This is a genomic window from Bacillus sp. FSL K6-3149, from assembly GCF_038630515.1.
Classification (GTDB): domain Bacteria; phylum Bacillota; class Bacilli; order Bacillales; family Bacillaceae; genus Bacillus; species Bacillus pumilus.
In genome coordinates, this window is record NZ_CP152034.1 from 1,322,171 (window position 1) to 1,346,981 (window position 24,811).

Below are 24,811 nucleotides of genomic sequence, written 5' to 3' on the forward strand. Positions count from 1 at the left end.
TGATCGTATGAGTGGAATCCATTTAGAACATATTAGCCAGCATTTTGGCGAGCAGATTGCTCTTAACGATGTCAGTCTTACGGTGAATGAGGGAGAGTTTTTCTCCCTTCTTGGTCCGAGCGGCTGCGGGAAATCAACGTTATTAAACATCATTGGCGGTTTTTTAGAGCCAACAGAAGGTGTCGTCTATATTGGTGTTCAGAATGTGACGAATTTACCGCCTTATCAAAGAAAAACGGGTATGGTTTTTCAAAGCTATGCACTCTTTCCGCATCTGACCGTATTTGATAATGTGGCGTATGGGCTAAAGGTTCAAAAGAAAAAGAAGGCAGAAATCAAAGAGAAGGTAATGGAGAGTTTGTCTCTTGTGCAATTAGAAGCATTTGCGAAACGTATGCCGCATCAATTAAGTGGTGGACAGCAGCAGCGGGTAGCGATTGCAAGGGCGCTTGCGATTCAGCCATCTGTTCTTCTTCTTGATGAACCGCTCAGCAACCTAGATGCAAAACTAAGAAAAAATATGCAGACAGAGCTTCGAAATATTCAAAGGAATGTCGGAATTACCACCATTCTCGTGACCCATGATCAAGAGGAAGCATTAAGTCTTTCTGATCGGGTTGGGATTTTAGGAGAGGGGAAAATCCAGCAGATTGGGACGCCTTTAGAGGTGTACCGCCAGCCGAACAATCGATTTGTTGCTGAATTTATCGGACAAGTGAACCTATTTGAGGCGGTCTATGATGAAGCGAAAGCTGCTTTTATCGTTCCTCATTTAATCCAGTCAAACGGGCAGGAAGTTCAATTAAAGGCAGCGTCACACCAAGAGAAGAAGGAGAAGCATTTACTCATGCTCCGTCCGGAAAGAATCAACATATCTTCTGAGCGGGAAGACATTCAGTCCAACCATGTATCAGGTGTGCTGACTGATGTCAGTTATATTGGTCACTCATTACGTTTGGTGGTGGGGCTCGATAGCGGTGAAATGATTGTTCATGCTTCTGATGCAGCATTTCCAGAGCTGCCGAAAGCTGGAGAAGCTATTCATATCAATTGGCAGCCTGAAGATATCGTTTTCCTAGATTCGAAGGTGCATACGTGATGCGTATCAAGAAAAAGAATCAGCGATTTCATTGGTTCATGCTGCTGCCGGCGTGTTTGTTTCTTGTTGTATTTCTTCTAGCGCCGCTTGTGATGATGTTCGTGCTCAGTTTTCGTGATGTGGATTCAATGATGAACACATTACAAACGTATAGCTTTTCTCAATATATTCATGTGTTCACGACAGATGCGTATGTGAAGGCGATTGGAAGTACAGTGTGGGTAGCCTTACAGACAACGGTGATTTGTTTATTGATGGCATACCCTGCGGCATACGTGCTCGTCAAGGCACCTCATCCGCGTCTGCGGGCATTTTTCTATATCTTACTTGTCTCGCCGCTTTTGACAAGCGTTGTGATTCGGACATTTGCATGGATTGTCCTTCTTTCACAAAATGGTCTGATCAATGGCATGTTATTAGATTTACATGTGATTGAGAAGCCGCTCTCTATGCTGTGGAATATGAATGCGGTGATTATTGCTTATGTCCAGGTCATGCTGCCTTTTGCAGTGCTGCCTATTGCGACGAGCTTAACTGATATGGATCGTCATTTACGATCGGCTTCTATGAGTCTAGGAGCTGGACGAATTCGAACCTTCTTTCATGTGACCTTTCCATTGACCATTCCAGGGATGGTGACTGGGGCTATTATTGTCTTTTCGCTGGCGGCTGGGAGCTATATCACTCCGCTCTTAGTCGGCGGAAGAATGCAGCCGCTGCTACCGCTGTCTATTTATCAGCAGGTCATGCAGGTGTATAACTTGCCTCTTGCTGCAGCGATGTCCTTTACGTTATTGGTTTGTGTGCTTGTGGTGGTCAGTTTATTAAGCTATCTATTGAAGCGCTGGGAGGCGAGGATGCATGCGTAAAAAATCATTAGGTGATCGCTTGCTTTCCATCCTGATTTGGACTGCTGGGTCATTGGTTTATCTCTTTTTGACCATACCTGTTCTTGTCATTGTCCTATCTGCTTTTAGTCCAAATGCCTTTCCTGAATTTCCGCCGACTTCGTTCTCTGTTCGTTGGTTTCAAGAGGTCGTGTCGAATCCAGAATGGATGGAGTCTCTGCGTATCAGTGTGATTTTGCTATTCATCGTAACGCCTCTCACGGTTCTTTTAGGCACGATGGCTTCGTATGCTTTAGCAAGGCTTTCCTTTAAGGGAAAAGAGGCGATTCAAGCCTTCATTTTGTCACCTCTTATGATTCCTCAAGTAGTGTTAGGGATTGCCATGCTCTATTTGTTTACGGCTATGGGGTTTACGGGATCTTTGTGGGCGCTTGTCATAGGTCATGTCATCATTGGCTTTCCCTATGTGGTTCGAACAGTAGGTGTCAGTGTCTCGAATTTGGATCCGCGGCTTGAGCTAGCTTCAATGAATCTTGGCGCAGGACCCATTCGCACATTCTTTCGAGTGACGCTGCCTTTGATAAAGCCAGGAATTATTGCAGGTGGGGTATTTTCTGCCGTGACGTCATTTGGGGAAATATCGATCAGTTTGTTCGTTTCCTCTCCCCAAACGATTACGATTCCCGTCAGGACGTTTAATTACATTGAGCAAACCTTTGATCCGAGTGTCAATGCGATATCTGTCATATTTATTATCATTTCTATCATTGCGTTGCTCATTATTGAAAAAACAATTGGCCTGTCTAAGGTGATGTAAATATAATGAAGAAACAAGGGAGCTGTCATTTGAAATGGCAGCTCTTTTTGTGTTGTTTTTACGGTAAATATTTTCAATTTTTTAGGGAATATAGTTCTTAAGATTTAAGAAATTGTGGAGGGTGGAAGGAGACCTCTATCCTACATTTTCGGTCATATTTGCAAAATTTAAGGGAAAACATGAAATTTTTGCGGTATTTAGTCGATTCTTTTCGGTTGAACGCAACTATTATTAGTTATTTTCGGTAAATATCGTAAATTATTATGTGATTCATTCGGCATAACGCATGAATCTTTACACCCATTTTTCGGTGAAAAAAACAATAATTTCATATAAAGTGGACGTAATATAGAAAATATTTAAAAAGAAAAGAAGAAAAAGGCAAATCTATGGAAACGTAGAGACGCAAAGCCATGTCCTAAGGTAAATGTTGCTTTTTTACTAAGGTCGCCAGGTTACCGAATCAAAATGGGAGTCCCTCCGTTTTATTCGGGGTGGGCTTCTTTCCGTATTCTGTCTATTTTAATGAAATAGACTTGGTTCTTTTGATATAGAGGGTGCTGGGTGTCACATTGGTGGAGAAAACATAGAAGAGGCGGAGGATGAAAATGAATACAGTTTATTACCCCTTAACACATGCGCAAAAGCGAGTATTCTACACGGAAAGATTTTATCCAGGTACAAGTATTTCTAATTTGGGTGGATTCGCCAGATTGAGATCGGTATCAGGTTTAGATCCATCTTTGGTCGTTGACGTGCTTCAAGCGTACATTCGCCAAACTGACTCCCTTCGGTTGAGGCTGGTGTATCGACATGAGCAGGAGGAGCCTGTTCAATATATCAAGCCTTATGAAGAACAGCCGATTCGCATGGAAAAGGGCTGGAGTGAAGAAAAAGTGAGGGCTTGGGCGAATGAGCAAATCCGTGAGCCGATGCCGTTGATTGACAGTCCCTTGATTGAATTTACGGTCTTTCAAATCAGTGATCAAGAGTGCTGGCTGTTTTGTAAAGCACATCATATTGTGGCGGATGGCATCTCCATTATCTTAATGGGAAATCGCATCATCGACTTATACCAGGACATGCTGCAGGGGGTAGACATCTCACCGGTTGAGGAGATTTCCTTCGTTGACCACATCATGAGTGAGCAAAGCTATGAAACTTCTAAACGATTTCAAAAAGACCAAGCTTTTTGGAATGAGCAATTTGCCAATATTCCAGATTTCGCTTCATTAAAACCGCATAAGGGATACGAGATGAGTTTACATGCGGAGCGATTTTCAGGGGATATTCCAGATTCTTTGAAGGAGAAACTTCGTGCGTTTTGTGAGGAGCAGAAAGTCAGTATGCTCTCGATGTTTATGTCCACTGTTTATGTATATTTACATCGTTTTAGCGGCATGGGGGATGTTGTTCTTGGAACCTTTATGGGCAACCGAACAAACGCCAAAGAAAAAAAGATGATTGGTATGTTTGTTTCCACGATTCCGATGCGTGCATCTGTTCAGGGGTCGCAAACATTTCTTGATTTTGTCAAACAGGTCATGGCGGATCAAATGAAGATCTTGCGTCACCAAAAGTACCCTTACAATCTCCTCATGAATGATTTGCGAGAAAGAGAAGGGTTTACAGGACGCCTTTTTGATATTTCTTTAGAATACCAGGTCATGCAGTGGCAGAAAAAAGAGAATCTGTCTTTCATTACTGAACCGATCTTTAGCGGGAGCGGAATGAATGATATTTCCATTCATGTAAAGGACCGCTGGGATACTGATACATTGACCATTGATTTGGACTACCGTACAGATGTATTCACCGAAGAAGAAATCAGTAAGATGTTTGATCGATTCTTAATCATACTAGAAGCGGCAGTCTCCCAGCCTGACCAGCTGATCGGCAAACTCCCTTTACTTCCACCAGATGAACAAAAGGAACTGCTTCAATTATCTGAGAGAAAACCTTTTGAAAAGCCAGCTGAAAAGCCGGTTCACCATCTGTTTGATGAGACAGCCAATAAGTATGCAAAGCGAACAGCTGTTGTAGCAGAAAATGGAGCATTTACTTATGGAGAACTGTTTCAAAAGGCAGAAAAGCTGGCGCGTTTTTTACAAATGAAAGGTGTCTCGCGTGATGTGCCTGTTGCTGTCTTAATGGATCGGAAGGCAGAGGCTATGGTGTCGATCTTCGGCATATTAAAGGCTGGCGGGGCGTATGTACCGATTGATCCGGCATTACCTGAGGAGCGTATTAAATATATTGTGGAGGATTCTGGTGCTTCCATTGTGTTAACTGAGGAATCGTTCGTTTCAACATACCGTGCCCTCTCGGAAAAAATGGTCGTGCAGCAGCAAATCGCATTAGATGATGAACTGCTGCCTCAGCTTGTAGATCAGTCGGTACCAGAGGATTTGGCTTATATGATTTATACATCGGGGACGACTGGAAAGCCGAAGGGCGTCATGATTGAGCATTTTCAGCTGCATCATTTGGTCCATGCCTTGCATCATGAGATTTATGAAGAGGCGAGTGAGCTTCAAATGGCGCTTCTTGCACCATTCCATTTTGATGCATCGGTGAAACAAATCTTTGCTGCGCTATTATTTGGGCATACGCTTCATACCATCCCGCGAGAAACAACGAGAAATGGTGTTCAATTAGCGGCTTATTATAAAAAACATCAAATTGAGGCAGCGGACGGAACACCGGCGCATGTGCAGCTTTTACTTGCAGCGGAATTAGATGGGCTGTCCTTGAGGCATATGTTAGTTGGGGGAGAAGCATTGCCTGCGAAAGCAGCATATTCTCTTATCGAAGCGGTTCGGATGAGTGAGCCTGATTTTACTTTGTGGAATGTGTATGGTCCGACTGAGACGTGTGTCGATGCGGCGGTTCATCGCCTAGAACTAAGTGAGCTGCGCGAATCCTCTGAACAGCAGCGTTATGTGTCGATCGGAAAGCCGCTCGGTCATCACCGTCTTTACATTTTAAATGACCATGATCAATTACAGGTACAGGGGGCTGCTGGAGAACTGTGCGTTGCAGGGATAGGTGTTGGACGAGGCTATGTGAATCAGCCTGAATTGACGGAGAAAGTATTTACGGCAGATCCATTTTCTCCAGATGAGCGGATGTATCGAACAGGGGATCTAGTCAGATGGCTTCCGGATGGCACAATTGATTATCTTGGCAGAATGGATGATCAAGTGAAAATAAGGGGTTACCGCATAGAAACAGGCGAAATTGAAGCAGTGATGGAGCAGGTAGATGGAGTGGATCAAGCTGTCGTACTTGTTGTCGAAGAAGCGGACGGGGAAAAGGCGTTAAGTGCTTACTATCAAGCTCGTCATGAAAATGTGTCAGTTGACATACTTCAAGCCGCTATCAAACATCAGCTACCAGCTTACATGATGCCGCTCTATTTCAAAGAGCTCGATGCATTTCCACTCACAGTCAGCGGCAAAGTTGATCGTCGTGCACTTGCTGCCCTAAAAGGAGATAAAGCCGTTCAAGCTGTTTATGCTGCGCCTAGAAACGGTCTCGAAACGAAGCTTGTACGTTTGTGGGAAGAAATTCTTGGTCAAGAGAAGATTGGTATATATGATTCCTTCTTCGAACGAGGGGGGCATTCACTGAAAGCAATGACTGTACTCACACATGTGCAGCGAGATTTTCAGGTGGAGGTGCCGCTGTCCGTTTTATTTGAACAGCAGACCATTGCCGCTTTGGCTGCCTACATTGAGCAAGCGGAAACATCTTCTGAAACGGTGATAGCTAAAGCACCTGCCTTAGACCATTACCCATTGTCACCTCCACAGCAGCGCGTTTATATGGTGAGTCAATTAGAGCAAAGCACTGCATACCATATGCCAGCTGTTGTGAGGTTAAAAGGAACACTGCAGCAAGAGAAGCTGACGGAAGCCTTTGAAAAACTCATCACACGTCATGATATGCTGCGTACGTCTTTTCATACGTTGAAAGGTGTTCCGCGTCAACGGGTAGCTCCATCCGTGCCTTTTCAAATAGAGCAGCTAACAGGCGGTACGATGGAAGAAAATATGCAGCAATTTGTCAGACCCTTTGACCTTGGGTGTGCACCACTTCTTCGCATTGGCCTGAAGTCATTAGATGATCAGGAGCACCTGCTCTTTTTCGATATGCATCACCTGATTTCAGATGGTCTTTCGATTGATTTGATGCTGCGTGAGCTGTCAGATGCTTACGAGGGATCGGTCAAAGACCCATTGAAGCTTCAATATCAGGACTATGCTGTTTGGCAAGAACAACAAGATTTTCAAAAAGAAGAAGCATTCTGGCTGCAGGAATTTTCGGGTGATCTTCCTGCTTTACAGCTGCTGACCGATTATCAGCGCCCAGCGGTCCAGTCGTTTGCAGGGGATCGTGTGATCAAAGAAATCAATGAAACGTTAAAGCGGCAATTACAGGAGCTAGCGGCAAAACACCATACGACACTGTATACGGTTCTGCTTTCTGCTTACTATACATTGCTTGCGAAGTACACGGGTCAAAAGGAATTCGTGGTTGGAACACCGGCGGCGGGGCGTGTGCATGCAGACTTGGATGACATGATTGGCATGTTTGTCCAGACACTTGCTTTGCGGTCCGAGGTTGATCCGAATGAAACCATGTCGCAGTTGATCGAGCAAGTGAAGGAAAAGACGATGCATGCATTTGAGCATCAGCAATATCCATTTGAACGACTGCTTGAAAAACTGAATGTGCCAAGGGATTTTAGCCGTCATCCATTATTCGATACCGTTTTTACACTCATGCCAGATCATGAATCAGCCCAGCATATAGGAGAAATGCAAGTTGAAATCGAAGAAACCAATTTCCATATTGCAAAGTTTGATTTAACGCTGCAAGCGATGGAGTCAGATCAAGGGTTATCCTTTGTCCTCGATTACAGTACGGCGCTATTTAAACGAAGTACAGCCGAGCAGATGCTTCATCATTATATGTATTTGCTGAAGCAGATGGTTCAAGCGCCGGAGGAGGCAATTCGATCTTATCGATTACTGTCTGAACAAGAAGCAGAAGCTCAACTGAATCTGTGGAATCCGTTACCGACGCCTTATCCGTCAGAAGAAACCATTGTGACGCAGTTTGAAGCACAGGTGCAGGCGCACGGTCATAAGTCTGCCCTCCAATGTGGAGGTGTGATTCTTTCTTACCAAGAACTAAATGACCGTGTGAATCAGCTGGCTCATTATTTACGTGAACATGGGTTTGAAAGAGGGATGAAAGCAGCCTTATTCTTTGAACGGTCTAATGAGATGGTACTCTCTGTTCTAGCTGTACTTAAGGCGGGCGGCGTCTATGTACCAATTGATCCTGATTTCCCTGATGAACGCGTGAAGCACTTTTTAACAGACAGCGGTGCGCAATTCTTACTGACACATCAAGTGCTGCGCCATCGTTCGGTGCTTGCTTCTTTCGAGGGAACCATCATCGAAACAGAAGATCGTGGAATTGTTCAGCAATCAGACAGCAATATAGACATTCGGGTATTGCCAGAGGATTTGGCGAATTTGACCTATACATCTGGTACAACTGGAAAACCTAAAGGAAATATGGTGACACACCGGAACATTTTGAGAACAGTGAAGCAATCAAATTATCTTGCCATTCATCATGAAGACACGGTGATGAGCCTATCAAACTATGTATTTGATGCTTTTATGTTCGATGTGTTTGGTGCTTTATTAAACGGTGCGAAACTGATTGTTCTGCCAAAGGATCATATCTTAAACATGAATGAGCTTTCTGGAGCGATTGAGAAGGAGAAAGTCAGTATTTTAATGATCACGACAGCTCTTTTTCACTTACTTATCGATATGAAAAAAGGCAGCCTGAAGAACGTCAGAAAAGTTCTATTTGGCGGAGAACGTGCTTCCGTACCTCATGTCATGACTGCACTTGAAACGGTAGGGGAAGGCAAGCTTGTTCATATGTACGGTCCTTCTGAAAGTACGATTTTCACTACGTATTATCCAGTGAATCACATTGAGGAGCAGGCGTTATCCATTCCAATCGGAAAGCCAGTGAGTCAAACGGCTGTTTATATTGTAGATGAATTTGGACAGCTGCAACCGCCAGGTGTAGCAGGAGAGCTATGTGTCGCTGGTGATGGACTGGTCAAAGGATATTATGGGCAGCCAAAACTCACAAGTGAAAAATTCGTGGAAAATCCTTTCCGCTCTGGTGAGGTCATGTATAAAACGGGTGATCTTGCCCGCTGGCTGTCAAATGGAGAGATTGAATTCATTGGACGAATCGATCATCAAGTGAAGATTCGTGGTCAGCGTATTGAACTTGGAGAAATTGAGCATCAGCTGCTGCGCCATCCGCAATTAAAGGAAGCCGTCGTCATTGCAGCCCCAAATGACACATTATGTGCATATTTTACAGCCGAAGGATCCGTCTCATTAACTGATTTGCGCGAGCAAGCAGGACGTGAACTGCCTGTGTATATGATGCCGTCATTCTTCATGCAATTAGACGAGCTTCCGCTGACGAATAACGGCAAGGTAGATAGGCGGGCGTTGCCGGTGCCTGACCTAAGTGAGCAGGGGATAAATGAGTATTTCCCTCCTCAAACCGAAACAGAGCATCACGTAGCGCAGATTTGGGAGGAAGTTCTTGAAGTGCCGCGAATCGGCAGGAACGATCATTTCTTTGAATGCGGCGGCCATTCGCTACGCGGCATGAAAATGCTGAACAAGCTGTATGAAGAGATGCATGTGGAGCTCACTTTGAAGTCTTTATTTGAATCACCAACATTAGAGGCGTTTGCCTTGGCGGTTGATCAAGCGGATCAAACGGAGATCAAGCGAGTGGAGATCGCAGAAGAAGCGGCCTATTATCCAGTGACATCTGCTCAGAAAAGACTGTTTGTATTGGAGAAAATGACCGATGCGGAGCAAAGCTATCATATGCCGGCTGCTTTAAAGCTAGAAGGTGCTTTTGATGAAAAACGATTTAAAAAAGCGATTGAACAGCTTGTCCATCGTCATGAAGCATTCCGAACGAGCTTTGATTTTGTTCAGAATGAACCTGTTCAACGGATTGAACCAAACATCTCCGTAGACATTGAGACAATCGAAGGGAACGGAAGAGACATACAGGAATTGATGAATGATTTTATCCGTCCTTTTGATATAGAAAAGGCGCCTCTACTCAGAGCAGGTCTAGTTTCTGCTTCCGTAAATGTCCATTATTTACTGATTGATATGCATCATATCATTTCAGATGGTGCATCTGTGGGCATTTTAATTGAAGAGCTTTCAGCCTTGTATCGAGGAGACAAACTAGAGGAATTACCTGTTCAATATAAGGATTATGCGGTTTGGTCAAAAAGCGAGACGTTTGCTGCACAAAAAAGAGCTGAAGAGGCGTTTTGGCTGGAGCAATTAGAAGGAGAACTGCCTGTACTGGCACTCCCAGAAGATTTGCCAAGACCAAAAGTGCAAACATTCGCAGGAGATCGTGTCTCATTTACAATCAATGGGCCGCTTAAAGCGAAATTGGATGAGCTGGTCAGAGCACTCAACAGTACGACGTATACAGTGCTGCTCACTTGCTACAGTACCCTTTTAAGCAAGCTTTCGAGACAAGAAGATATCATCATCGGTTCGCCGATTGTAGGCAGAACTCATCCTGATATTCAATCTGTCATTGGTATGTTTGTGAACACGCTGGCACTTAGAACAAAGCCAGCAGGACATCTGACAGCCGCAGAATTTGCGTCAAATGTTCATCAGCTTGTGTTAGAGGCAAATGAGCATCAGTTGTACCCATTTGAAGAATTGGTAGACCGAGTACAAGCGGTTCGAGACACTAGCCGTCATCCAATCTTTGATGTGGTGTTCTCGATGGAAAATGCGGATATCCGTAATTTAACGATGGATGGACTTCATATTGTTCCGGAGCCATTCGAAGAGAATATCGCCAAATTTGATTTGACCTTAACTGGAAACGAATCGGCTGATCACATTGAGCTTGTGTTCGATTTTAATTCTTCTATCTTTCAACAGTCGTCGATTGAAAAATGGAAGGAGTTTTTCCTTCATTTATTGGAACAAATGGTATCAGCGCCAGAACAATCGCTAGATCAAATGCAGCTATTATCACCGAAGCAGCAGCAAAAAATGTTCAACGAATGGTCAGGTCCTGTCCTAGACGTTCCGTCAGATCAAACGGTTTATGAACTGATCGAGGCTAAGGCATTTGAAGCACCTCATCAAAAAGCGGCGACCTTCTGCGGAACGAGCTGGACGTATGAAGAGCTGAACAGCCGGGCGAATACAGTCGCTTCAAGACTCATTTCAAACGGCATAACACGAGGTGACCGCGTCGGCATTCTCACTCGTCCGTCCCTTGACATGACGGCAGCTGTCCTTGGCGTTCTCAAGGCAGGTGCGGCATTCGTTCCAATTGATGCGGATTATCCGGATCAGCGTATTGCCTACATGCTGGAAGACTGCGGGGCAGAGGTGCTTCTCATGCAAAAAGGATTAACTGCACCAACTTCCTTCACAGGTCATGTCCTATTGATAGAAGATGCGGTAGAAAGCGAAGCACAAGACATTCATGTTTATGTCAAACCAACTGATCTCGCTTATATGATTTACACGTCTGGAACAACAGGACAGCCGAAGGGTGTCATGGTTGAGCACCAGTCCCTTGTGAATCTTGCGTTCTGGCACAATGATGCTTTCCAAGTGACCAATGCGGATCGAACCGCTAAATATGCCGGCTTTGGCTTTGATGCTTCCATTTGGGAAATGTTCCCGACATGGATCGCCGGCGCAGAGCTGCACATCATTGATGAAGCGATTCGTCTCGATATGATCAAGCTCAATGCGTATTTCAATGACGAAAATATCACCATTGCATTCCTGCCGACTCAGCTATGCGAGCAGTTTATGTCGATGGACAATCACTCCTTGCGTTACTTACTAACAGGAGGAGACAAGCTGAAACAGGTAAAGCCTGTTCCATATCAACTCGTGAATAACTACGGTCCAACTGAAAACACAGTCGTAGCGACAAGCGGGATCATCGAGCCAGATCAAGGCACGCTTCCGATCGGAACAGCGATTGCCAATACTCGTTTTTACATTATGGGTTCGTTATATGATCTCTCGCCGCCAGGCGTACCGGGTGAGCTTGTGATCGCAGGAAAAGGACTGGCAAGAGGGTACTGGAATCTTCCAGAGGAAACAGAGAAAAGCTTTGTCCCAGATCCATTTTATCCAGGTGAGCGCATGTACCTGACAGGCGATTTAGTGAAATGGACGGAGGATGGTGAGCTGATCTATCTCGGCAGAAAAGACCATCAGGTCAACATCCGCGGCTTCCGGATTGAGCTGTCAGAAATTGAAGCTCAGCTTCTTGAACTGAATTCAGTCAAAGAAGCAGTCGTGACAACGGTCAAAGATGCCAGCGAACAGGATGCCCTTGCCGCTTACGTCATCACAGATGAAGAAACGACCGACCTAAAAGAAAGTCTAACACGAACGTTGCCAGACTATATGGTGCCTTCATGGATCATTAAGCTTGACCAACTGCCGATGACGGCAAATGGCAAGGTCGATCTGAAAGCATTGCCAGCACCTGATAGAGAAGCGAACCAAACAGCATACGAAGCGCCAAGAGACGAAGTCGAAACGCTTCTATGCGGCATTTGGGAAGACGTGCTTGGCGTCAGCCAAGTCGGCATTCACGATCACTTCTTCTTCCTTGGCGGAGATTCGATTAAAGGCATTCAAATGGCAAGCAGGCTCACACAAGCGGGCTGGAAGCTTGATATGAAGCTATTATTCCAGTATCCAACGATTGCGGAGCTGCGCCCATATATCGAAGAAGCTGATCAACTGACAGCCGACCAATCACCTGTCGAAGGGGAAGTCATTTTCACACCGATTCAGCGCTGGTTCTTCGAACGAAACTTTACGAGTCAGCACCATTGGAACCAATCAGTTATGCTCCAAGCGCCAAATGGCTTGGATGAAACCATCGTTCAGCAAGTGTTGGAGCAGCTCATGATCCATCATGATGCCTTGCGAATGGTGTATCCGCTTGAAGAAGGACGCGTAATCCAGCGTCATCGAAAAATCGAAGAAAATTTGGTGGCTGTTGATGTGGTAGAAGTACAAGGGGAACTGTCGCAGCAAATCCAGCAGGTAGAAAACCTGGCAAATGAAGTGCAGGCGAGTATATCGCTAGCGGAAGGACCTTTAGTAAAGCCAGCCATTTTCCGAACGGATCAAGGGGATCATTTACTGCTCGCTGTACATCATCTTGTCATCGATGGTGTGTCATGGCGTATTTTCCTTGAAGATTTTATGGCTCTTTATGAACAGTCGAAGCGCGGGGAAATCCTGACACTTCCTGAAAAAACACACTCTTTCCAAGAATATGCCCAGAAGCTGACGGAATACGCGATGTCAGATGAGTTGCTGTCGGAAAGAGCTTATTGGAAAAAGGTACTTGCGCATTCTGTTACACCGCTTCAAAAGGATCATGTGACGGAGGATCAGCGGATGCTTCATACACAGACCATTCGTTTTACATTGTCTGAGGAGGAAACGCGCAGTCTGCTGACAGATGTACATGAAGCATATCAAACAGACATCAATGATATTTTGCTGACAGCACTCGGATTGTCCATGAAAGAGTGGACTGGTGAAGACAGACACTTTATTCATCTTGAAGGACACGGAAGAGAGAACATCCTCCCTGCGGTCAATGTATCACGGACGATTGGCTGGTTTACAAGTATGTATCCTGTGTTACTGGATATGTCGCATGCAGACGATCTTTCTTATCAGATCAAGCATTTAAAAGAGGAACTCAGGCACATCCCGAACAAGGGAGTCGGCTATGGCATATTAAAATATTTAACCCCTGACAAGATGAAGGACGATATCTCATTTGAGCTCGCGCCACATATCAGCTTTAACTATCTTGGTCAGTTTGATGAACAGATCAGCGGTGAGTTAAGCCGCTCAACGTGGCATCCAGGACAATCGCTGAGTCCTGAATCAGAGAAACCTCATGCAATTGATATTGTTGGTTTCGTCGAACAAGCCATGCTCCATGTGACGATTTCTTATCATCATCTTGAATTTGAAGAACGTACGATGGAACAATTCAAGGACCTTCTTGAAAAGAATGTGAAGGCGCTGATCTCACATTGCGTATCACAGGAGGAAACCCAGATGACACCTAGTGATGTAGGGGATGAAGATCTCACGATGGATGAACTTGAAAAGCTAATGGATATATTTTAAGCAAACGAAGAGGTGGACATATGAGCAAGCAGAAGATTCAAAAGGTATATCCTTTAACACCCATGCAGGAGGGCATGCTGTATCATGCCATGCTAGACCCTAATTCCTCCTCTTATTTCACACAGCTTGAGCTTGGAATAAGCGGAGAATTTGATCACGCTCTTTTTGAAAAAAGTCTCAATGAGCTCATACGGACATATGACATTCTCCGTACAGCCTTTGTTTATCAACAATTACAAAAGCCTCGTCAGGTTGTACTTGCTGAACGTCATCTCGATGTGTATCGAGAGGATCTATCACATCTGAATCATCAAGAGCAGCAAAAGGTATTGGATCAATATAAAAAACAAGTGAGAAAGCAAGGATTTCATTTAACAAATGATCTGTTATTGAAGGTCGCTGTTTTTCAAGTAAATGAAACAAATTGGCATCTAATTTGGAGCAACCATCACATCATCATGGATGGTTGGTCCATGGGTGTTTTAATGAAAAAACTGTTTCATTACTATGAATCTTTTCGGAACGGTCGAACGCCGGATCGCTCACAGGGTAAGCCTTATGCAGATTATATCCAGTGGCTTGGAAAGCAAAATAAACAAGAAGCGGAAAGCTATTGGCAGGAGCGTCTAGATGGAGCGGTTCAGCATCAAGGGCTGCTGCAGCAAAAAGAAGCGAACGGACAATACGACCATCAGGAATGGACGTTTACATGGGATGCTCAAACGGTACAAGCCATTCAAAATGTAGCAAGACAATGCCAAGTGACAGCCCCGAACCTGTTTCAGGCTGTCTGGTCTGTTCTTTTAGGCACCTATCATGCAGCTGATGACGTCACATTCGGCACCGTTGTATCGGGCAGACCTCCAAGTGTATCTGGAATTGAGCGCATGGCAGGGCTGTTTATCAATACGATACCCGTTCGAGTGACATTGGATCAGAAACAGACGTTTAAACAGCTGTTTCAAAAGGTTCAGCAGCACGCACTGGAAGCGGAAAACTATGATTTTATGCCGCTTTATGACATTCAGCAGAAGACAGCTGCTGGAGGGCAGCTTTTTGATCATTTGGTTGGGTTTGAGAACTATCCTTTAGATCAGGAGCTGTCTGGTGACACCATGTCTGCACGTCTTGGTTTTTCCATTGATGTAAAGGACGGATTTGAACAAACGAATTTCGACCTAAATATCCTTGTGTATCCAGGTGAAACATGGACATTGAAAATCAAATACAACGCCATAGCTTTTGAAGAAAAGATCATTGAAAACATATCGAAACATCTAACCAATCTCATGAAGCAAATCATCCAAAACCCTGAAGTACGCCTTCAGGACGTGACGTGTATCACGGAAGAGGAGAAGCAGCAGATCAAAGCGTGGAATCAGACGGAGCGAGATTATCCGAAGCATCTGTCTATTCCTGAGCTGCTCAATGAACGTGTGAAGGCGCAGCCTGACCATCTGGCATTAGTTGAAGGCGATCAAACATTCACGTACGAGGAGCTCGGACAAGAAATCAGTCGTTTAGCTGGCAGTCTTATTGAGAAAGGCGTACAGCCAGGAGATGCTGTTGCAGTGTATATGAACCGATCAGCTGATGCGGTGATTGCCATTTTAGCAGTTCTGCACGCAGGGGCAGCTTATGTGCCGATTGATCCTTCGCAGCCTGAAGAAAGAATCCGATTTATGCTTGAGGACAGTGGCGCATCCATTTTGCTTCATGCTGATAGTCAGCCGCCAGTTGATGAACAGATCAAGGCTGTACATGTGACGAGTCAGCCTCATCACTCACACATGGATGTATCAGTCAGGACGTCTCCATCTCACTTGGCGTATATCATGTATACATCGGGATCAACTGGACAGCCAAAAGGGGTTCAAATTGAGCATCAGCATATTGTGAGATTGGCTTGCTCTCAGGAGAAATTAGGCTTGAATAAGTCGGATCGTATGGCTCATACAGGGGCCGTCAGCTTTGACGCCATTACCTTTGAAATCTTTACCACGCTGCTGGGTGGGGCGACGCTGTATCCTGTTGACCGCGATACTTTATTGGATATTCATCGATTTGAACAATTTATCCAAACACATCAGATCACGACGCTCTTTTTAACGACTGGATTATTTAATCAGCTCGCTCAGCAGCGGCCACAAATGTTCAAAGGATTAACCACATTAATTACAGGCGGTGACGTGATCAATGTGAAGAGTGCGGAGCTTGTGAAACAGCATCATCCAGCACTTGTTTTGCTGAATGCCTATGGTCCAACAGAAAATACAACCATCTCGACCATTTACGAAGTAAGAGGAGATGAAACGGGTCCAATTCCAATTGGCCAGCCGATTAACCATTCGTCGGCTTATATTTTAGATGATGATCAACGATTGCAGCCAATTGGAGCGCCAGGAGAGCTGTATGTTGGCGGGGATGGTGTCGCAAGAGGGTATCTCCATCGTCCAGATTTGACCAATCAAGTATTCATGGCAAATCCTTTTAAGCCGTCAGGCCGTTTGTATCGAACAGGGGATTTGGCTCGGTATGGCGCGGATGGCCAAATCGAATTCCTCGGCCGGACAGATGATCAGGTGAAAATTCGAGGCTTCCGTATTGAGCTTGGTGAAATTGAATCAGTGCTTCAGCAAAAAGAGGGCATAGATGATGCGGTTGTGCTTGTCCATTCGTTTTCCTCAGATGAAAAGGAAATCACTGCTTACTTCACAGGGACAATGACAGAAGAAGAAGTGCGAGATTTATTTAATCAAGAGCTCCCAGCTTATATGGTGCCGCACCATGTGATGAAGCTGGATGCTTTTATGCTCACATCGAACGGCAAGGTAGATCGAAAAGCTTTACCAAAGCCGGACGAAGCGTATCAGGAGAAAAAGGAAATCATTCCGCCTGAGACAGAGACAGAAAAGGCACTCGCTCAAATTTGGGAGGAGCTTCTTGGAAAAACGGTAGGAGTAGATGAACATTTCTTCATGGCTGGCGGGCACTCTCTTAAAGCGATGATGATGTCCGCGAAGATTCAAGAGGTGCTTCAAAAGGAAATGCCGATTCAAGTGATTTTTGAGAAGCCGACGATTCGTTCATTAGCAACATATATCGATCAGGATGGTCAAGAAGAAATGGGGCATCCGATTTTACCAGCAGAGCAGGCGGACGAGTATCCGGTATCACCAGCTCAGCGCCGTTTATACATTTTGCAGACACTTGAACCAGACAGCACGAATTATCATATTCCAATCGTCTTAACGCTTGAAGGAACGCTCGAATATCAGCGGCTCAAATCGGCGTTCGATCAGTTGATCCAAACGCACGAAATTCTAAGAACGAGTTTTCATATGAATGGAGAAGATATTGTTCAAAGAGTGAATGAATGGACGGGATTTGACCTTCCTGTTCATGATATCAAGGAAGAAGAGGCGGAGGCATTTCTTTCTGAACATCAATCACCATTTGATTTAACAGCTGCGCCTTTATTACGAGCCCAGTTGTTGAAGGTCAGTGAAAACCGTCATCTTCTCGTCTTGGAAGCACATCATCTCATTACAGATGGCAGCTCCATGAAGACGTTCATACAAGATTTGGCGAAGGCCTATGATGGCGAAGCTCTTGCAGAAAGAGCCATTCATTATAAAGATTACGCTGTCTGGCAGTTAAGTGAAGAAGATACGGAGAAACAGAAGGAGCATGAAGCCTATTGGCTGAAGCAATTCGAAGGAGACTTGCCAGTATTAGAGCTGCCAACTGATTTCTCGCGTCCAGCGGAACGTGATTTTTCAGGAGAACGATTCATGTTTGGCTGTGATCAAGCGACGACTCAGCGGATTCATGACCTGCTTCAGAAAACAGATACGACCATGTACATGTTCTTGTTATCTGCTTTTCAGGTGCTGCTTGCCACCTATAGCGGTCAGGAAGATATCATCGTTGGTTCCCCTGTTGCAGGACGGACACATCCTGATATACAGGACATGCCGGGGATGTTTATCAACACCGTTGCGATGCGCGGAAAACCAGAGCAAACAAAGACATTTTTACAGCTGCTTGAAGAAATAAAAGAAACGAGTGTTGATGCTTTTGCTCATCAAAGCTATCCGCTTGAAGAGTTAATTGCACGTCTTCCGTTAGATCGTGATACAACCCGAAGCCCGCTCTTTAGCGTGTCATTTAACATGCAGAACATGGAGGTTCCCGCGCTAAAGCTCGGCGACCTGCACATTTCGCCTTATGCCATACAGCATCACTCAGTCAAATTTGATTTGTCTCTAGAAGCATTTGAACGAGAGGGAGCATTAAAGCTGAGCTTTGACTATGCAGCGGCGTTATTTAATGAAGAGACGGTCCGCAGATTCGGAACGCATCTTCTTGCGATTATTCATGAAGCGGTCCAACACCCGGAGGAACAGATCGGCTTGCTCCCTATTCTTGAACAGCATGAGCAAATAGAGCGGTTGGAGAAAAAAGACGAAGTGCAAACAAATCATCATGAGCCTTTCCACGTCCAATTTTCACGTCAGGCAAAGGAAACACCAGATGCCATTGCGGTGATGGATGATCAACGGAAGCTCACTTACCGCGAGCTGGAAGACATGTCAAATGCGCTTGGCAGTGAACTGAAGATACGTGGCGTCGAGAAAGAAAAGACTGTAGCGCTGATTCTTGATCGCTCTGTCTATGTCATCGTTTCAATGCTTGGTGTGATGAAAGCAGGAGGTGCATTTGTGCCAATTGATCCGGCCTTCCCTGCGGAACGTATCAATTACACGTTAGAAGATTCAGGTGCACAAGTGATCGTAACAAATGAGTCTCTTGCAGGGTCCTATCAACATCACAAGTCGATTCAGGTCGTGCAGGTTGAAAAAGCAGTACTTCAAAGCCGCATGTTAGATTTACCGGAAGCATCAGCCAATCAACTTTCGTATGTGATTTACACATCTGGGACAACAGGAAAACCGAAGGGTGTTCAGCTCACGCATCGTAATCTATCACACTACGTTAACTGGCTGACAAATGAGGTGACATTGCAAGAATGCGATCGGACGGCACTTCTTTCTTCTTATGCATATGATCTTGGTTACACAAGCATTTTCCCTGTCTTAAAGGCAGGAGGAACCCTGTATGTGCCTCGTGAAGATGTGTATACAGACCCGGTACGACTCATGCGTTTAATTGATGAACAAGAGCTGACTTATATAAAAATGACACCATCCTTATTTCATATGATGGCAGATTCGAAGGATCATGCATTTAACGCTTTACGCCTTGTCATACTTGGAGGAGAACCGATTGTCTCTGAGGATGTGGAGACATTTATGGAACAGCATCCATGTGTGGCTGTGATGAACCACTACGGCCCGACAGAGACAACCATTGGAACTGTGACCAAGCTGATCACAAAACAAGAGCTAGGCACACTCAAGGATCGCTCTGTGATCGGACAGCCAATTGCTCACACAAGAGCGCTCGTACTCAATCGGCAGCAGCGCCTCGTTCCTTATGGCGCACCTGGAGAGCTTTATATATCAGGGGAAGGTGTATCGAGAGGGTATTTGAATCAGCCTGAATTAACGGCAGAGCGTTTTCTAGAAAATCCGTATTTTTCTGAAGAACGGATGTATCGTACAGGAGATTTGGTCAGACAGCATGCAAATGGAGACATAGAGTTTCTCGGAAGAATAGATGATCAAGTAAAAATCCGCGGCTATCGTATTGAGAAGCAGGAAATTGAGCATGCCGCACGTGCACGATTATCCATTCAAGAGGTGTATGTCAAAGTACTTCATATGTCCCGTTTACCAGAGCTTGCACTTTATTACACGTCGCCTGAACCGATTGGAACACTGACGTTTAGAGAAAAGCTTGCGGAGACACTGCCGGATTATATGATCCCAACGTACTTTGTCAAAGTCGACCACATCCCGCTCGCGCAAAACGGAAAGGTAGATGCGAAGTCTCTGCCGCTTCCGCACGAGGTGCATATGAATCGCGCGGTGCATGTAGCACCAAAAACGGCACTTGAGCAGACACTTTGCGATATTTGGTCAGAAGTACTTGCGGTTGAACAAATAGGTGTGCATGATCACTTCTTTGAATTGGGAGGTCATTCCCTCAAAGGCATGGTGCTCATTTCAAAAATGCAAGCCAAGCTGAACAAGCATGTGCCGCTCAAAGCCCTTTTTGAAAAGCCAACGATACGCGCGATGGCAGCTTATTTAGAAGAAGTGGGTTCCTCGGACATGACATCCATTCAGCCGGCGGAGAAGCAAGATTTCTATCCTGTCTCTTCTGCTCAAAAGCGGATGTATGTGTTGCAGCAGCTGCATCCAGAAGCAGTGACTTACCATATGCCTGCCGTATTGATGATGGAAGGCAGTCTAGATGTAAAGCAGCTAGAAGAAGCGCTGCAAGCCTTGATCGAACGACATGAATCATTGCGGACAGCCTTTGTAGAAATTGACGGCGTACCCGTTCAAAAAGTGTATCGCCGAGTGCCGTTTACGTTAGAGGTTGTTGAAGTAGAGAAAGGTCATGAGCAACCTGTCATAGACGCATTCATCACCCCATTCTCATTACATCAAGCACCATTAATGAGGGCAAAGGTGGCGAAGTTTTCTGAAGAAAAATATGTGTTCATGATGGATATGCACCATATCATCGCAGATGGTGTCACACGCAGTCTGCTCATTCAAGAATTGGCAGAGCTGTATGAGAAAAAGACGTTACCGCCAGTTCAGCTGCACTACAAGGATTATGCGGTGTGGCAGCAGGAAGAAAAGCAGCAAGCGCTGCTCCAGAAACAGCGTCAATATTGGCTGGAGCAATACGCAGAGCCACCTGAAGATTTGGCACTGCCACTTGATTTTCCGCGCCCTCATGTCCAGTCATTTGAAGGAGACCGAGTCGATAGATGGTTATCTCCTGAGAAGGTGCAGACCATTAAAGCACTCATGGCTGAAAAAGGTGTAAGCATGAACATGGTCATGCAAACGGCATTTGCTATTTTCCTTTCCAAATTAACTGGGCAGACAGATATCGTCATAGGCGCTGTCACAGCAGGACGTACACATGCTTCAATCGAACGGGTTCCAGGCATGTTTGTGAATACACTGGCTCTTCGACATGAAGTGCAGCTCGAGGAAACCACAGCACAATTGCTTGAAAAAATGAAAGATCGAAGTCTATCAGCCTATGAACATCAAGAATTTCCGTTTGAGGAATTGGTAGCACAGTTAGATCTTCCGAAAGACACTAGCCGCAACCCATTGTTTAGTGTCATGCTGACAACGGATGACCGTGATATGACGTTACCGAAACTAAATGGATTCAAGCTTTCGCAAAAACAGCAAGAGACAGTTCATGCAAAATTTGATGTAACGCTCGGTATATTCGAAGAAAAGAACAAAGTGGGCTTACGCTTTGAATATGCAACGGCGCTGTTTAAAAAGAAGACCATTCAGCGTTGGAGTCGATATTATGAACAAATCATAGACGAGATGCTGGCGAAGCTAAATGAACCAATTTCATCGCTTTCGATCTTAAATGAAGAGGAAAAACAAGAACTGATCAATGAATGGTCAGGCCCTGTGCTACATGTACCGTCAGATCAAACGGTTCATGCACTGATTGAGGCTAAGGCATACCAGACACCTCATCAAAAAGCGGCGACCTTCCGCGGAACGAGCTGGACGTATGAGGAACTGAACAATCGGGCAAATACAGTCGCTTCAAGGCTCATCTCAAACGGCATAAAAAGAGGAGACCGCGTCGGCATTCTCACCCGTCCGTCCCTTGACATGACGGCAGCCGTCCTTGGCGTCCTGAAGTCAGGTGCGACATTCGTTCCAATTGATGCGGATTATCCGGATCAGCGTATTGCCTACATGCTGGAAGACTGCGGGGCAGAGGTGCTTCTCATGCAAAAAGGATTAACTGCACCAACTTCCTTCACAGGTCATGTCCTATTGATAGAAGATGCGGTAGAAAGCGAAGCACAAGACATTCATGTTTATGTCAAACCAACTGATCTCGCTTATATGATTTACACGTCTGGAACAACAGGACAGCCGAAGGGTGTCATGGTTGAGCACCAGTCCCTTGTGAATCTTGCGTTCTGGCACAATCATGCTTTCCAAGTGACCAATGCGGATCGAACCGCTAAATATGCCGGCTTTGGCTTTGATGCTTCCATTTGGGAAATGTTCCCGACATGGATCGCCGGCGCAGAGCTGCACATCATTGATGAAGCGATTCGTCTCGATATGATCAAGCTCAATGCGTATTTCAATGACGAAAATATCACCATTGCATTCCTGCCGACTCAGCTATGCGAGCAGTTTATGTCGATGGACAATCACTCCTTGCGTTACTTACTAACAGGAGGAGACAAGCTGAAACAGGTAAAGCCTGTTCCATATCAACTCGTGAATAACTACGGTCCAACTGAAAACACAGTCGTAGCGACAAGCGGGATCATCGAGCCAGATCAAGGCACGCTTCCGATCGGAACAGCGATTGCCAATACCCGTTTTTACATTATGGGTTCGTTATATGATCTCTCGCCGCCAGGCGTACCGGGTGAGCTTGTGATCGCAGGAAAAGGACTGGCAAGAGGGTACTGGAATCTTCTAGAGGAAACAGAGAAAAGCTTTGTCCCAGATCCATTTTATCCAGGTGAGCGCATGTACCTGACAGGCGATTTAGTGAAATGGACGGAGGATGGCGAGCTAATCTATCTCGGCAGAAAAGACCATCAGGTCAACATCCGCGGCTTCCGGATTGAGCTGTCAGAAATTGAAGCTCAGCTTCTTGAACTGAATTCAGTCAAAGAAGCAGTCGTGACAACGGTCAAAGATGCCAGTGAACAGGATGCCCTTGCCGCATATGTCATCACGGAGAATGAAACAGAAGACTTAAAAGAAAGCTTAAAACGCACGTTGCCAGACTATATGGTGCCTTCTTGGATCATCAAGCTTGACCAACTGCCGATGACGGCAAATGGCAAGGTCGATCTGAAAGCATTGCCAGCACCAAATATGGAAGCGAACCAAACAGCATACGAAGCCCCAAGAGACGAAGTGGAAACACTACTTTGTGGCATTTGGGAAGACGTGCTTGGCGTCAGCCAAGTCGGCATTCACGATCACTTCTTCTTCCTTGGCGGAGATTCGATTAAAGGCATTCAAATGGCAAGCAGGCTCACACAAGCAGGCTGGAAGCTCGATATGAAACTGCTTTTCGAATACCCAACGATTGCGGAGCTGCGCCCATATATCGAAGAAGCTGATCAACTGACAGCCGACCAATCATCGGTTGAAGGGGAAGTCATGTTGATTCCAATTCAACGCTGGTTCTTTGAACGAACATTCACTGACCAGCATCATTGGAATCTCTCGATGATGCTTCATGCGCCAAATGGATTTGACCTTTTGATGACAGAACAAGTGATGCAGAAATTACTTTCACATCATGATGCACTGCGCATGGTATACAGGCAAGAGGATGGCGGCATCCTGCAATACAATCAGCGGGAGCTCACTGAACCGATTGCGGTTATTTCTCATGATGTATCTAAAGAGCACGACGTGAAAAAAGCCATTTCCATCTATGCCAACGAGTATCAGCGTCAGCTGAACCTCGAAACAGGTCCGCTCATGAAAGTGATCTGTTTCCGTGCAAAAGATGGCGATCACTTACTTATCGTGACACACCATCTTGTGATTGATGGTGTCTCATGCCGAATTTTACTAGAGGACTTTATGTCTCTTTATCAACAGGCAGCCCAAGGACAAACGCTCGTCCTACCGCCTAAAACCCACTCCTTTAAAGAATGGGCAGAGGCGATCGAACGATACGCACAGTCCAAGCCGTTAAAAAGCCAAAGTGAGTACTGGAATGAGATTGACAGGACGCCAATGACCACTTTACCTGTTGATCATAAAGTAACGAAAAGAAAAGTGGCTCAAACAAAAGCAGTACAGATGCAACTTTCAGAGTCTGAAACCGAGCATCTTTTAACAGACATTCATCTACCGTACACAACGGAAATGAACGATATTCTTCTATGTGCGCTCGGTCTTGCCGTTCAGGAGTGGACAGGTGAATCCCATGTACATGTGCAGCTTGAAGGTCATGGAAGAGAGGATATTTTATCAGGGCTGGATGTCTCCCGCACGGTTGGATGGTTTACGAGTATGTACCCAGTCGTACTGAAAGCAAAGCCGGATCAGACCGTAGCTGAGGCTATTAAAGGAACGAAAGAGATGCTGCGGCGTGTCCCGAATAAAGGGATCGGCTACGGGATTTTAAAATACCTCACAGCCACTGAATCGTCAGGACAGCATGTACAGCCTGAAATCAGCTTGAACTATCTTGGGCAGATTGATCAGGAAGTGACGACTGAACTCTTTGGACCGTCCGCCTATGATATGGGACGACAAGCAAGCCCTGATTCAGAAGCTGTCTATAAGCTGAATCTCAGTGGTCTTGTTCAACACAATCGATTCATGTTGTCGTGTTCCTATTGTACAGATGAATATGAAGAACAGACGATACAGCAGTTCATGGCATTGCTAAAAGAAAAAATCCAATCCATCATGACTCATTGTTTAACGCAGCACGAACGAGAATTTACACCAAGTGATTTCTCTGCTGGTGACCTTGAAATGGATGAAATGGACGATATATTTGACATGCTTGAGGAGAAATTGACCTAACAACATGAGATCAGTCA

5 protein-coding genes and 1 riboswitch are annotated in these 24,811 nt (G+C 45.2%); all 5 genes read left to right on the top strand.

Translation table 11 applies throughout. The annotated features are described in order from the left end of the window. The first annotated feature begins 7 nt into the window (after nucleotides 1-7). The 5 genes from MHB83_RS06915 (at nucleotide 8) to MHB83_RS06935 (ending at nucleotide 24,794) form a co-directional block, all read left to right on the top strand. Complete coding sequence (locus MHB83_RS06915; RefSeq protein WP_342496836.1) at nucleotides 8-1,099, top strand: ABC transporter ATP-binding protein; 1,092 nt, start codon at nucleotides 8-10, stop codon at nucleotides 1,097-1,099. Then, entirely contained in the window at nucleotides 1,099-1,968 is an 870-nt protein-coding gene (locus MHB83_RS06920) for an ABC transporter permease (RefSeq protein WP_003214329.1), read from the top strand. Before MHB83_RS06915 ends, MHB83_RS06920 begins: the two co-directional genes overlap by 1 nt. Continuing rightward, nucleotides 1,961-2,764 carry an ABC transporter permease gene (locus MHB83_RS06925; protein ID WP_003214190.1) on the top strand — a complete coding sequence of 268 codons (804 nt, stop codon included), beginning with the start codon at nucleotides 1,961-1,963 and terminating at the stop codon, nucleotides 2,762-2,764. Before MHB83_RS06920 ends, MHB83_RS06925 begins: the two co-directional genes overlap by 8 nt. A gap of 370 nt (nucleotides 2,765-3,134) precedes the next feature. Next, nucleotides 3,135-3,227: riboswitch (cyclic di-GMP riboswitch) on the top strand. Nucleotides 3,228-3,372: 145 nt separating this feature from the next. Next, complete coding sequence (locus tag MHB83_RS06930) at nucleotides 3,373-14,079, top strand: amino acid adenylation domain-containing protein (protein WP_342496753.1); 10,707 nt, start codon at nucleotides 3,373-3,375, stop codon at nucleotides 14,077-14,079. Nucleotides 14,080-14,099: 20 nt separating this feature from the next. Continuing rightward, nucleotides 14,100-24,794 (top strand): amino acid adenylation domain-containing protein, encoded by a 10,695-nt coding sequence (locus MHB83_RS06935; protein WP_342496754.1) that lies wholly within the window; start codon nucleotides 14,100-14,102, stop codon nucleotides 24,792-24,794. The last annotated feature ends 17 nt before the right edge of the window (nucleotides 24,795-24,811 follow it).